Source organism: Myroides odoratus (assembly GCF_001549985.1).
Classification (GTDB): Bacteria; Bacteroidota; Bacteroidia; order Flavobacteriales; family Flavobacteriaceae; genus Flavobacterium; species Flavobacterium odoratum_A.
The window spans coordinates 1-12,938 of sequence record NZ_LROZ01000006.1; the positions used below are offsets into that span (position 1 = coordinate 1).

At 35.0% G+C, this 12,938-nt stretch carries 13 protein-coding genes; 10 read left to right on the forward strand and 3 right to left on the reverse strand.

Translation table 11 applies throughout. The features are described 5' to 3' along the window. Window positions 1-94: 94 nt before the first annotated feature. Window positions 95-802 (reverse strand): dipeptidase PepE, encoded by a 708-nt coding sequence (pepE, locus tag AWV75_RS08090; protein ID WP_060873905.1) that lies wholly within the window; start codon window positions 800-802, stop codon window positions 95-97. Window positions 803-961: 159 nt separating this feature from the next. On the opposite strand from pepE, the gene AWV75_RS08095 reads away from it, so the two are divergent. The 3 genes from AWV75_RS08095 to AWV75_RS08105 are packed head-to-tail and all read left to right on the forward strand — an operon-like array spanning window position 962 to window position 2,676. Further along, window positions 962-1,762: a hypothetical protein gene (locus tag AWV75_RS08095; protein ID WP_060873906.1), complete on the forward strand. Its 801-nt coding sequence runs from the start codon at window positions 962-964 to the stop codon at window positions 1,760-1,762. Window positions 1,763-1,801: 39 nt separating this feature from the next. Continuing rightward, complete coding sequence (locus tag AWV75_RS08100; protein ID WP_002987759.1) at window positions 1,802-2,107, forward strand: Sec-independent protein translocase subunit TatA/TatB; 306 nt, start codon at window positions 1,802-1,804, stop codon at window positions 2,105-2,107. Then, window positions 2,107-2,676 carry a phosphatase PAP2 family protein gene (locus AWV75_RS08105; protein WP_060873907.1) on the forward strand — a complete coding sequence of 190 codons (570 nt, stop codon included), beginning with the start codon at window positions 2,107-2,109 and terminating at the stop codon, window positions 2,674-2,676. The genes AWV75_RS08100 and AWV75_RS08105 overlap by 1 nt, the downstream gene beginning before the upstream one ends. 37 nt (window positions 2,677-2,713) lie before the next feature. Here AWV75_RS08105 and AWV75_RS08110 read toward each other — a convergent pair whose 3' ends face one another. Continuing rightward, window positions 2,714-3,355, reverse strand: coding sequence for an O-methyltransferase (locus tag AWV75_RS08110; protein WP_060873908.1), 642 nt, complete (start codon window positions 3,353-3,355; stop codon window positions 2,714-2,716). Window positions 3,356-3,510: 155 nt separating this feature from the next. Here AWV75_RS08110 and AWV75_RS08115 point away from each other — a divergent pair, with 155 nt between their 5' ends. The 4 genes from AWV75_RS08115 to AWV75_RS08130 all read left to right on the forward strand — a co-directional run bounded on the left by AWV75_RS08115 (window position 3,511) and on the right by AWV75_RS08130 (window position 8,121). Continuing rightward, window positions 3,511-4,671, forward strand: coding sequence for a serine hydrolase domain-containing protein (locus AWV75_RS08115; RefSeq protein ID WP_060873909.1), 1,161 nt, complete (start codon window positions 3,511-3,513; stop codon window positions 4,669-4,671). A gap of 2 nt (window positions 4,672-4,673) precedes the next feature. Then, the gene (locus AWV75_RS08120) at window positions 4,674-5,387 is read left to right on the forward strand and encodes a 3'-5' exonuclease (RefSeq protein ID WP_060873910.1); all 714 of its coding nucleotides are present in this window, start codon (window positions 4,674-4,676) and stop codon (window positions 5,385-5,387) included. 474 nt (window positions 5,388-5,861) lie between these two features. After that, window positions 5,862-6,314, forward strand: coding sequence for an OsmC family protein (locus tag AWV75_RS08125; protein WP_060873911.1), 453 nt, complete (start codon window positions 5,862-5,864; stop codon window positions 6,312-6,314). 124 nt (window positions 6,315-6,438) lie between these two features. After that, window positions 6,439-8,121 carry an ABC transporter ATP-binding protein gene (locus AWV75_RS08130; protein WP_060873912.1) on the forward strand — a complete coding sequence of 561 codons (1,683 nt, stop codon included), beginning with the start codon at window positions 6,439-6,441 and terminating at the stop codon, window positions 8,119-8,121. On the opposite strand, the gene AWV75_RS08135 is transcribed toward AWV75_RS08130, so the two are convergent. Then, entirely contained in the window at window positions 8,108-9,232 is a 1,125-nt protein-coding gene (locus AWV75_RS08135; protein WP_060873913.1) for a hypothetical protein, read from the reverse strand. The genes AWV75_RS08130 and AWV75_RS08135 overlap by 14 nt on opposite strands. Before the next feature lie 57 nt (window positions 9,233-9,289). Between AWV75_RS08135 and AWV75_RS08140 the strand changes: the two genes are divergently transcribed. From AWV75_RS08140 to AWV75_RS08150, 3 genes are read left to right on the forward strand one after another with little or no spacing between them, the layout of a single operon-like run. Further along, the gene (locus AWV75_RS08140) at window positions 9,290-10,180 is read left to right on the forward strand and encodes a hypothetical protein (RefSeq protein WP_060873914.1); all 891 of its coding nucleotides are present in this window, start codon (window positions 9,290-9,292) and stop codon (window positions 10,178-10,180) included. A gap of 6 nt (window positions 10,181-10,186) precedes the next feature. Further along, window positions 10,187-12,067: a zinc-dependent metalloprotease gene (locus AWV75_RS08145; protein ID WP_060873915.1), complete on the forward strand. Its 1,881-nt coding sequence runs from the start codon at window positions 10,187-10,189 to the stop codon at window positions 12,065-12,067. Between the two features lie 3 nt (window positions 12,068-12,070). Beyond that, window positions 12,071-12,916 carry a hypothetical protein gene (locus tag AWV75_RS08150; protein ID WP_060873916.1) on the forward strand — a complete coding sequence of 282 codons (846 nt, stop codon included), beginning with the start codon at window positions 12,071-12,073 and terminating at the stop codon, window positions 12,914-12,916. Window positions 12,917-12,938: the final 22 nt, after the last annotated feature.

Sequence of the window (12,938 nt, forward strand, 5' to 3'; positions counted from 1 at the left end):
TCAGTTGGTAGAGCTCCAGCCTTCCAAGCTGGTTGTCGCGAGTTCGAGCCTCGTCTTCCGCTCAAATAAAAAAGCCTGCATTCGCAGGCTTTTTCTATTTTAAATCACTTAGATCCGTGTTGGGTGCAACTTCATAAGCTGCTTTGCCTTGTTCAAAAATACGAGCATGAAGTGATCCTTCTAAAACAATGTGATTACCAGCAACGTTCAACCAACTTCCTTCTCTTAATCCTACAACTGGCTGAGAATTTATCGTGTGAAATTCATTAATTCTCGTTTCTCTCGTCTCTCCCATGTGGGTAGATCCTTCAATAGGATCCAAATAGTGTGGATTGATATTGAATGGTACAAAACCAAAAGTTTTGAATGAAGGTGGATATGTGATAGGCATATCGTTGGTCGTTTCCATTGTTAAACCACAGATATTACTGCCGGCACTACAACCTAAATAAGGCGTTCCATTGTTGACCACTTCAATAATGGTTGGTAGTAAATCGTGAGCATATAATTGTTTTACTAGTAAAAAGGTATTTCCACCTCCAGTAAAGATTCCTGTAGCTTCTTGAATTGCTTGTTTAGGGTTGTCAAATTCATGCAACCCTTTTACTTGCACATCAATGGATTGAAACGCTTCGCGTACTTTCGCTGTATAGTCGTCATGACTAATGCCGCTTGGACGAGCATAGGGAATAAATACAAGTGTTGAACCTGCTTTGAAATGGTTTTGTAGCGTCGGTAATAAGTACTCCAAGTATCCTTGATTGTAGATAGTTGAGGTACTGGCTATAATTAAATTTCTCATGATTGCTTTATTAAGTAGAACAAAAATAGACTTTATTCGGCAAATGAAAAAAGTTGTTTCTTTTAGGTGAATTTTATATTTAACATAACTTTACACGATTAAAATTTTGCTTTATGCTTTTATAAGATATTTTTACGGACTTCATTAATATATTAATAGATGAGATTAGTTTTAACCTTTTTATTGTTGATTGTAGGAGTAAATGTATGGGCCCAGAATCGTGTGCCTTTGCAAGGGAAAATCGTATCTCGAAGCAAGGACTTAAAAGGGATTTACGTCTCAAATATCAATACAGGTGATGCCTTGGTAACAGAGCCAGGGGGGTATTTTTCAATTCAAGCACAAGAAAAGGATACCTTGATATTTTCAGGTCCCCTATTTATTGGTTATCGCTATGTATTAGATGATATCGATTTTAAACGTGATATTGTCTTAATTCCACTTGAACCTAACGACCTTAATCGACAGTTAAACGAGATTGTCATTACTCATATTTCCTCTTCTTCTTTAGGATTGGTCCCAGAAGGGGCTAGACGTTATACACCTGCAGAACGCCGATTATATACAGCTACTTCTGGATCGGGAATTATCCCAGTCAGTGCAATTGTCAATTGGATTAGTGGACGTACCGCTATGTTGAAAAAAGCATTGAAGTATGAAAAACAAGAAATGAGAAAAGATAAGTTCTTGAATATCATGGACGAATACGTGTTGGTTAAAGATTACAGTATTCCTAAAGACTACGTGGTTGGTTTTGCTTATTATGTTTCGGATGATGATATCATGTCAGGGTATTTGAATGCAGGTATTATTGAGAAAGATAAGATTTCTTCTAGAACAGGAGTTTTGGCCTTGGAATTTTTAGATTTATTAGGTAATAAAATAAAGGAAGAGCCTCAGCAGAAGAATTTAACAATAGAGCAAGTAAATTTAAACCAACAGAAAGCAACTAAAAAATAATAAACTTTGTAGATTTGTATCTTAACTAAAAATAGAGTTATGTTTGGAATAGGAGGAGGAGAACTGTTTTTTATCATATTAGTCATTTTAATGCTTTTCGGTTCTGATAAGGTACCAGAAATGGCTCGAGCTTTTGGTAAATTTATGGCTCAAGTGAAAAATGCCACAAATGATATCAAACACGAAATCAATAAAAGTGCTGACGAATCTGGTATTAAAAAAGATATTGAAGATGCCTTGAATATAGAGGCTGATATAAATCCGATTAAGGATATCCAACAAGAAATTGAGAAGCAAAAAGAGGATATTGAAAATATTACAGGGCCAATTAAAAGGAGAAATTAATGTTAGATCAATTGATACAATTAGATAAAGAACTACTCATTTTTTTTAATGGATTAGGAAGTGAAGCTTTTGATCCCTTTTGGTTGTTTATTACGAAGCAAGTAAACTGGATTCCCTTTTTTGCGTTATTGGTTTATTTAACCTATCGCAAAGTATCACTGAAAAAATTAGGTGTTATTATTTTAGTATTAGCTGGATTGGTTGCTTTTACGGATCAGATGACGAATGTAGTAAAATATGCTGTTGCTCGTCCTAGACCGTGTAATACAGAAGATATTCAGGCGTTTATTCGCGTAGTAAAATGTAGTCCAACCTTGAGTTTCTTCTCAGGACATGCTTCAAATTCTATGGCGAATATGCTTTTTATGTTTATGGTATTGAGACGTTATTATAAACATGCTTATTTGGTGTTTATTTTTCCTTTAGTATTTGCATATAGTAGAATCTATCTGACCATGCATTTTCCTTTTGATATTTTAGCAGGATATTGTTTCGGTTTGTTATCTGGAACGCTATTCTATCAAATCTTTTTGTGGATTGAAAGAAAATACAAGGATCAATTGATATAATAAAAAAAGGGATTTGGCTCAAACCAAATCCCTTTTTTTATCGTACTCTCGAAACGGTTAATCCATCTCGAATCGGAAGTAAAATCGTTTCTACTCGAGGATCTTCCTTCAAAAGTTTATTGTATTGATCTAGCGCAAGTGTACTTTTATCATTTGCTTTAATTTCTTCAATCACTTTGCCTGACCACAAGACATTATCAGATAAAATAATTCCTCCAGGGTTCATTTTATTGATAATCAATTCAAAGTAATTGCTGTAATTCTGCTTATCAGCATCTATAAAAACTAAATCGTATTTTTTGTCTAGCTGTGGAATAATATCCAAAGCACTTCCTACGTGCTGTGTGATTTGTTTCCCATAAGGAGACAAGTCAAAATACTTGCGTTGGAAGTCGTATAATTCTTCATTGACGTCAATGGTGTCTAAGGTTCCTTCAGCTTGTAAACCTTCGGCTAAGCTCAGTGTTGCGTATCCTGTAAAAGTTCCAATTTCTAAAATATGCATTGGACGAACCAATTTAGCAATCATACTTAAAAAACGCCCTTGAAAATGACCGCTTAACATTCTCGGTTGTACTACCTTTTGATGCGTCTCTTTGTCAAGTTGTGCCAATAATTCAGGTTCATTTTCACTGTGGTTCGCAGCGTAATCTTCTAGTTCTTTGGATATAAAGTGCATATAAAAAGCGTATTTAAATTAAGAAAATCAAGTTGCAAAGATAAAAGGCTTTTTACAATACGAGACTATTTTGTTGATTTTATAAGAATGCTAGAGAAATTCATCAAACAAGGAAAAAAAATGGTAAATTTAACTACCAACTAGAATCAAATGTTATGAAAATACTCTGGAGAATCCTAAAAGGATTGGCTATTATCATCGTGGGAATCGTTGTTTTAGCCTATGTGTTTAAGGTAGATTACTTATTTACAGCAGTGCGAACCATTTATTTTAATGGACATAAAACAGCATTCTTAGATGATTATCACTATTTCCCAACACGTGAAGTTCCTGCAGGAAATGCACAGCCATGGCCTGTGGCTAAGGATTATAATTCCGTTGCAGCTACTGAAGTCTTAGCAAGTACCCATAAAGATTTACAGACCATTGCTTTTTTGATTATTAAAAATGATAGTATTTGGCATGAGAGTTACTATGATGGGTATACGGCCAATAGTAAAACGAATTCGTTTTCTATGGCAAAAAGTGTCGTTTCAGCGGCGTTAGGAAAGGCTTTACAACGAGGTGAAATCAAGAGTTTAGAGGATAAAGTGATTCAGTATCTTCCAGAACTAAAAGGAAAGTACAAAGACGAGGTAACAGTCGGAGATTTATCTTCGATGGCTTCTGGTTTGGATTGGGATGAAGGGTATTACAGTCCTTTTTCAGTAGTTACGCAAGCTTATTTTGATAAGGACTTACGAGCAGTGATGTTAGGTTTGGATATAAAAGATCAGCCAGGAAAAGAATTTATCTATAAAAGTGGTGATACACAATTATTGGCCATGGTATTGGAAAAAGCAACGGGACAAACGCTTTCTGCTTATGTGTCGGAATATTTTTGGAAACCAATGGGAGCTGAAAATGATGCTCTATGGCAAATTGACCATAAAGGGGACGGAATTGAAAAATCATACTGTTGTTTTACAAGCGGTGCTAGAGATTTTGCGCGATTTGGTAAGTTGTATAAAGACTTTGGAAAATGGAGAGGAGAACAACTCTTAGACAGTATATTTGTGGCTAAATCAATTGTGCCTCGATTTGAAGCTAGCCCAGAATATGGCTATGGTTGGTGGTTAAAAAAATACAAAGGGCAAGATTTCTTTTATATGCGCGGTCATTTAGGACAGTTTACCATTGTATCACCAAAAGACAATGTTATCATCGTTCGCTTAGGCCATATTAAAGGACTGCAAACAGAAGAGGACCCGCATAGCAATGATTTGTACACCTATATTGATGAAGCTTATGCTATGTTAGCGCAACGAAAAAAATAATTATGCTAGATCGAATTAATTTATCTCACATCTTGTTTTTAGATATTGAAACCGTTCCACAAGAACAAGACTTTCAACAACTCCAACCAGAAGAGCAACTATTGTATGAGGAGAAAACACGTTATCAGCGCAAAGGAGAAATTTCAGCAGAAGAGTTTTATACGCAAGCGGGGATATGGGCTGAGTTTGGCAAGATTGTTTGTCTTTCGGTAGGCTATTTTACGTATAAAATGGGGGATCGCCAATTTAGAACAACTTCCTTCATCGGAGAAGAGGCAAAAATTCTTACGGATTTTACTAATCTACTGACGTCTTACTTTAACCGAGGAGAACACCTATTGTGTGGTCATAATGCAAAGGAGTTTGACTTTCCTTATATCGCAAGAAGAATGATTATCCACGGATTAAAAGTACCAGCAAAATTAGATTTAATGGGAAAAAAGCCGTGGGAAGTACCACATCTAGATACCATGGAAATGTGGAAATTTGGTGATTATAAACATTATACATCGCTGAAATTATTGACGCATATTTTGCAAATTCCCTCTCCTAAGGATGATATTTCGGGCGCAGATGTTGCTCAGGTTTACTACCGAGATAACGATATAGACCGTATTGCGCGTTATTGTGAAAAGGATGTCGTTGCAGTGGCGCAAATTTTATTGCGTTTGCGAGGAGAAAAGATTTTAGAAGAAGATGAATTAATAGCAGTGTAAAAAAAAAGAGTTAAAAATATTGGAAAACTTGCTTTTTATAAAAAAATAATTTCTAGCTTTGTAAGCAGTAAAAAAATAGAGAAAAAATATATTATGTCAACAATTCAATCGTATTTTCATAAATCAATGTGGTGTTCTACACAAGAGGTGAGTGGATTGGGATTGTTATTTTAAATTGATAATAATAATTAGATATACGAAAGCCTCTGTTTGTAAAACAGGGGCTTTTTTTTTAAATCAAACGCAATGAGACAGCAAATTCAGTATGTATCGAACCCAACATGTTATATGTGGATGTTTATTAAACATTCGCCTAACCGCTTGTTACCAGAACTGAAGCAAAAATCCTAGCGTTTTTTAAATAAAAAATGATTAAGTGTAATATTTCAAGTCCTTTTGGTAACGTACGACGACCAAAAGGACTTTTTTTTTGAGGTAAAGTGTCGTCATTCAAATAAAAAAATAAAAAGCAAAATGAGTAAAAAAGTAGTAAAAGTATTAGGTTTTTCAGTACGAGAAAGTCAGCTGGCAATCAAGACAGCGAACTTTTCTTTCACTGTCAAAGATGGAAAAGAGTTGGTCAAAGAAGCCCAAGTGGATTCAGAAGAATTGATCTTAGCAAAGTTAGCGGGAAGTATCCATGCGATTGGAAACTTGATTGGTTCGACGTTAAACGTGGATTTGAAATCCATTCAGATTGAGGTAAGTGGCGTGTTAGATGAAGCTTTGCAACAAAAGCATTTGGATGCAGGGGTATTTAAAAAAATTGATGTGATTGTGAAACCAACATCAACGGCTTCTATTATTCTACTAAAAGAATGGATAGATGCAGTGAAATTAGCTTGCCCTGTTTTCGCTAATTTTAAACAACAAACACCAACTATTGTAACGTTGGTCAAGGAATATGATCATGTAAATGTAGCTTAGTATGTCTGACTTTAGTTTTTTAATTGTGATTTGATGTTCACGATAGAGCGAATAGCTTCTTTCTACAACATTAAATCACAATTAAATATCTTATTTTTGTTTTAGACATCGTTAACTCATTTTTATGCCAGAACAAACACCGCTACTTCACGTAAAGGATCTTCAAATTAGTTTTCAACAGAACAAAGATTGGAAACCAATTGTACACGGAGTGTCCTTTGATTTGCACACCAACCAAATTTTAGGTATTGTGGGCGAATCAGGATCGGGGAAATCGGTTAGTTCTTTGGCCTTACTAGGTTTATTACCTAAAAAACAAAGTAAAATTGTCGGGCAAATCGTGTTTGAAGGACAAGATTTAACGGCTTTTACGGAAGAGGAATACCGACAAATACGAGGGAATAAAATCGCGATGATTTTCCAAGAGCCTATGAGTGCGCTTAATCCTTCGATGCGTTGTGGATATCAAGTGGAAGAAATGTTGCGCTTGCATACCCATTTAAGGGGAACTGCCTTAAAAAATAAGGTAATTGAATTATTTACTCAAGTGAAATTGCCTTTTCCAGAAGAGGCTTATACCAAATATCCGCATCAATTATCAGGAGGACAAAAACAACGGGTAGTGATTGCGATGGCGATTGCTTGTAAACCGACCTTGTTGATTGCCGATGAACCAACGACCGCTTTGGATGTTACCGTTCAAAAAGACATTATCCTATTGTTGAAAGAACTGCAGGCTGAAACGCAAATGGCGATGATTTTTATCTCCCATGATTTAGGTTTGGTTTCTAGTATTGCGGATGAAGTAATGGTGATGTACCAAGGAAAAGTGGTGGAAAAAGGAGCTACACAGGCTGTTTTTACTACACCTCAAGAAATTTACACCCAAGCCTTAATTGCCGCTCGACCTTCGGGTGAGGTTCGCTTAAGACGCTTGCCGACTATTCAAGATTTTATCGAAAAACGCGTAAGTGCTTCGATTGTCTCTCAAGAAGAACGCCGAGAGTTTCATGAAAAAATCTATGCTAAATCTCCTTTGTTAACCGTCAAAGATGTGGGAAAGGAATATGTCTCTACTGTTGGATTATGGGGGAAGAAAACTTTTCGTGCTTTGGATCAAATTAACTTTGAAGTATATGAAGGCGAAACATTGGGATTGGTTGGAGAAAGTGGCTGCGGAAAATCCACGCTAGGCAATGCCATTCTACAATTAGACCCCGCTACTCAAGGGGCTATTTTCTACCAAGGAAAAGATATTACACAATTGAATGGCAAAGCGCTTCGTGCATTGCGCAAGGATATTCAAATTATTTTTCAAGATCCTTTTTCTTCTTTAAATCCAAAACTAACGGTTGGGCAAGCCATCATGGAACCCATGATTGTACATGGACTATTTGGCAATAAAAAAGAGAAAAAACAAAAAGTACTTCAGCTTTTACAACAGGTAGGATTGACGGAAGAAGCCTTTAATCGTTATCCTCATGAATTTTCTGGCGGTCAGCGTCAGCGTATCGGGATCGCGCGTACGATTGCCGTTCATCCGAAGTTAATTATCTGTGACGAATCGGTCTCTGCATTAGATATTTCAGTTCAAGCCCAAGTGCTCAACTTGTTGAATGAACTGAAAGAACAATATCAATTTACCTATATTTTTATTTCACATGATTTAGCAGTTGTCAAGTATATGTCAGACCAAGTGATGGTGATGAACAAGGGACAAATCGAGGAAAAAGGAGAAGCGGATGCTTTGTATGCTCATCCTCAAACTGCTTATACGAAAAAGTTGATTGCTTCTATTTTGGAGTAGGTCTGCTGAGTAAAATCCAAAGTAGAGGAAAAATATAAGCGAGATAGGCTAAATCAAACACACTATGATGTAGAAGCTCTTCAAAACCGACACGATTCCAAAATTGAATAAACAAGATTATACTCAAAGTTCCTGTAATAAGTAAAGTATAGAAGAAAAAGTCATAATTAAATTTCTTGATATAAAAACTCAAAATTAACGGAGCTAAAAAGATAAATAATAGATTGTAAATGGAAGTATACGAGGTTTGTAATGTTAGCGGATTGTATTCTTTTAAAGTTTCTAAATTGGGAACTGTATAGAACACAAATAGGATAAGTAGAATTGATGTGACAAGAAAGCTGACGGAGAATCTGAGTTGTTTTTTCAGTTTCAATTGACAGAATGGAGCAAAGAAATATAAAGCGAGTGGCACATAAGTAAAACCTCTTGTTAAAGCTAAAATACTGATACCAATGGCTAAACCAATTTCCTTCTTATAGATTTCTTGTTTGAAATAGTGGTTCCAAAGTATAATAAAACACAGTACAAGAATCATATTGGACATGAAATCGCTAATCACGGCCATTTCGTACCAAAAAGGAATAGATATACCCAATAGTAAGAGAATATAAAACGCTTGTTGACGTTCAAATACTGTATACAGGGTATAGGCTAGTAATAGAAAAGAGAAAGCCTGAAAATACCCTACATCACCTAATAAATAGAACGGGATTCCCAATAATAACAAACCTGGAAAATTAGAGGTTCTCCCCCCTAAATGATCAATGGCAGTATAGGGATATTCACTTGTAAATATGGCTCGGATGGCCACTTCCATAGCAGACCAACGATCTACCTGTAAGGCATAACGATCTACATACTTTGTAAGAAATAGAATTCCTCCTACTATTAGGCAAACGAAAAGGATGTAAATAAGGTTGTTTAATTTTGATAGGAGTTTATAAATAATTGCCCTTCCTCCTAAGATACATACTTGAAGAACTGTGAAACTAAGAATTATGGGTAGAAGAGGTAGGTTGTATTTTGTTCCATATTTGAGTAAGTATAGATAGTTAATTAGAATAAATAGTAAAGAAAATACAATATATTTTAAATTATAACATTTCATTTTTTATTTAAGTTAAAATAGGTTAATTTTCGGGTTTTAAATTTAAAATGTAATATTATGAATAAAAAATTACTTTGCGGTTTGTTTTTGTGTTTTAGTTCTTTTACTTGGGCACAGATTCTAGTACCTGTATCAACGGATAATCGATTACCTGTTTATGGAAAAGTAGGAGTTGGAATTAGTGCTCCTAAGAAGTCCTTACATATTAAAAAGCCTGATGTTTATGAGTTGGGTAGAGAAAATCATGATGGAGATGTTTGGATTGATGGAGGAAAATTAGAAATCGGAACGGTATGGGATTTTGAGATCGATGGACGTAATAGGTCGAAAATATTGTCAGATGGTTCGTTAAAGATTCAAACTAATAATTATCCTTTTATGATGCTTGCAGAAGATCGACAAAATGGAACTATATTTACGTTGGGTATTGCTATCGCAAATCAAAACTATTCTCATATTGCTAAAAAAGGGGATTTGATTTTAAAATCAAATATGTATGCTAATTCTTACATCTTTGCTAATGAGAATAAGAATGGGTTAAACAATTTTAAATTTACGACAACAGGTCCAAATGAGACCAATGCTAGTACCAAACTCTTCATTGGAAACAATGGAAATATTGGAATTGGTACAGAAACTCCAGATGCAAAGCTTGCGGTAAATGGAGATGTGCATGCCAAAGAAGTGCGAATTGACTTAACAGGATGGCCAGATTATGTTTTTGAAGATGCTTATGTTTTACCAACAATCGAGGAAGTAGAACGCCATATTAACGAAAAAGGGCATTTAATCAACATTCCTTCTGCAACTGAAGTGGAAAGTGGAGGTTTGCATGTTAGTGATATGATTAAAAAGCAACAAGAGAAAATCGAAGAATTGACGTTGTATATCATTGAATTGAATAAACAATTACAAGAAGTTAAGGCAACAGTTAATCAAAAAAACTAGATTCGGATGAAAAAGATACTCATACTCTTTGTATGGTGTTTGGGATTATCTGCTCTAGGTCAAGAGAATTTAATTTACCAACAGATACAAAATGAAAAGCTGAACGGAGAAAAATTTGCTCCGGTTCAAGGGGTTTTTAAGCCCGATAAATTGGATCCTGCTATAGCAAAAGAGTTTAAGAATAGCAAAGAAGTTGATTTTTTCCAGTTTGACGCCAAAGCAATTTCACATAAAGAGCGCTCGTTTAGTCTAGATCTCCCTTTACATAATCAAATTATAACTTTGGAATTAGTAGCCGTGGATGATAGTTTCTATGACTATGAAGTGGTTACGGATAAAGGAAAAATTATTCCATCAAATCGAAGCGTTAAACATTATCGAGGGGTGGTAAAAGATGATTCCAAGAGTTTAGTAGCAATAAGTTTTTTCGAAGATGAAATAGGAGGAGTAATATCCAATAAGTATGGCAATTTTAATATTGGAACGATTTCTAAAAAAGGAGTAATCTTTTATAAAGATAGTAATTTAATTAAAGAGTCTGATTGGGCCTGTAAAGAAGTTGAATTAAAAGAAGAGAAAGCAATAACATCTATTAAGGATATGACTGCTAATACTTTCAATGCAAAAGAATTAATTTCTAATTGTGTAAAAATACAATTAGATGTAGCTTATGATGTATATACATTTAATCAGTATAATTTTTTGCGTACTGAAAGTTATATGGCTACTCTTTTTAATCAAGTAGCACTTCTCTATCAAAATGAAGGAATCCGTATTGGAATTTCTAATATAAGGATTTGGACTTCACCAGACCCTTTTGCTACTCTAGATCCCGCTAGTGAAGAACAACTTACTTCCTATCGATCTTATCTCTCTGGAAATTTTTCTGGAAATATTAGTATGTTGTTTACTAAAAGAACAAATGGAGGAATAGCTTATCTTAACACTAGTTCAATGTTATGTAGTAAAAAAAGCAATAAGGTTGGTATCTCAGGTATATCGGGAAATGTAAATTTGGTACCTGTTTTTTCTAGACCAGTTAAAGTTGTCGCTCATGAGTTAGGGCATATTTTTGGGTCTCCTCATACACATGCGTGCGAATGGAATGGAAATAATACGGCAATAGATAATTGTGGTACGTTTTATTTTGATTACTATGGAGAATTTAATAGTAGTACCCAAGGATATTATTGTTATGATGCAAATAATCCTATGTTGCCTTCACAAGGAGGAACAATAATGAGCTATTGCGACCAGTTTTTTCCTGGAAGTCCAGGAGTAAGTTTTAGTGAGGGGTTTGGACCACAGCCCGGGAATCGCATTAGAGCAACAGTTGCTTTTTCATCTGTTGGAATTTTAAAATGTTTAAACGATTGTCCAATTAATTGTATGGCAAATATTGCGGTTACTTCAACAGTATCAAATTTGATTTATGATTTAAAGCAAGCTTCTAATACTGTTACAGCAACTAATACTATTGAACCAGGAGGAATGGCCGTTTATTTAGGTAATTCAGTTCTATTAAAAAATGGATTTAAGGCAACTGAAGGTGCTGTGTTTTTAGGGAAAGTGCTTCCATGTGCTGGAAATACTAGAGCAACAAGTGTTGCAGTAGGTTTTGCAGAAGATCAAGGAACAAATGAAGAAAATCAATCTATTATACAAGTATTTCCAAACCCAACCTCAGATCAAGTGACTGTAACTTCCAATCAAGCTATTGTATTTTGGGAGCTATTTAATGAAATTGGACAAACAAGTGGTAGTGCTAAAGTAAACCATCAAAAAGAGTTTCAAGTGAATCTTACCCAGCTGAAAAAAGGCTTGTATTTGATTCGCTTTACGATGGAAGATGGAACAAGTAACAGTCAAAAAGTAATCAGAAAATAAATCATGAGAAATATAGTTCCTGGTGTACTAGTCTTCTTTCTGTTGCTTTGTACTGCTTGTAATACAGATGATACCGTAATACCTTCCTACACCCAAATAACCAAAGAGCAAAAAGCACTAGTGGTGGGCGATTGGCAATTGACGTATTACACCAATACAGCAGGCGATAAATTGGATTTGAGCGCAGCAGGTATTTTGGTTCGTTACGCATTTACAAAAGAAGGAATAGTAACCATCGAAAATGGTTCCTCACAACCCATTCGCTTTACCGATAATTCGCAGTATTTAACGTCTGATGGAACAACGGAATATGTGTTTGACTATGTCAAACAATGGGGGGATGAAATAGAAAAGAAAGAACGCTTGTATTTTCGAGGGCCTTGGCAACCAACTATTGCATTTGATCTTGATGAAGTGACCCAAGACCAATTGATTTTAAGTCAGGAGGGAAAAGAAACGTATGTGTTTAAAAGACTACCAAAAGATGTTGTTTACCCTAAAATTTCAGAAGAGGATAAAAGATTACTAGTGGGTACTTGGAGATTATACGAAATTTCTGATTTTACTGGAAAAAAAAGAGTGTTCAATGAAACGGAGGTCGTAGAATATGATTTTGGTTATAATGAATGGCTAATAGTCAATAATAAATCAGCCTTGGAGGGTGGTATTTTCAATCAATTTATTAAAATGAGGCTGTCATCTTATTCCTATCGATTTGATTTTAAATGGGAACAACAAGAAGTACTATATATCGATGATTTAGGAAGCTATACAATGAGAATTGCCCAAGATAGGTTAATACTTGCGGTATCGGATGGTGTAGTACTTAAACTAGATCGTTTAAAATAAAAAAAAGTCTAAAGCATCGCTT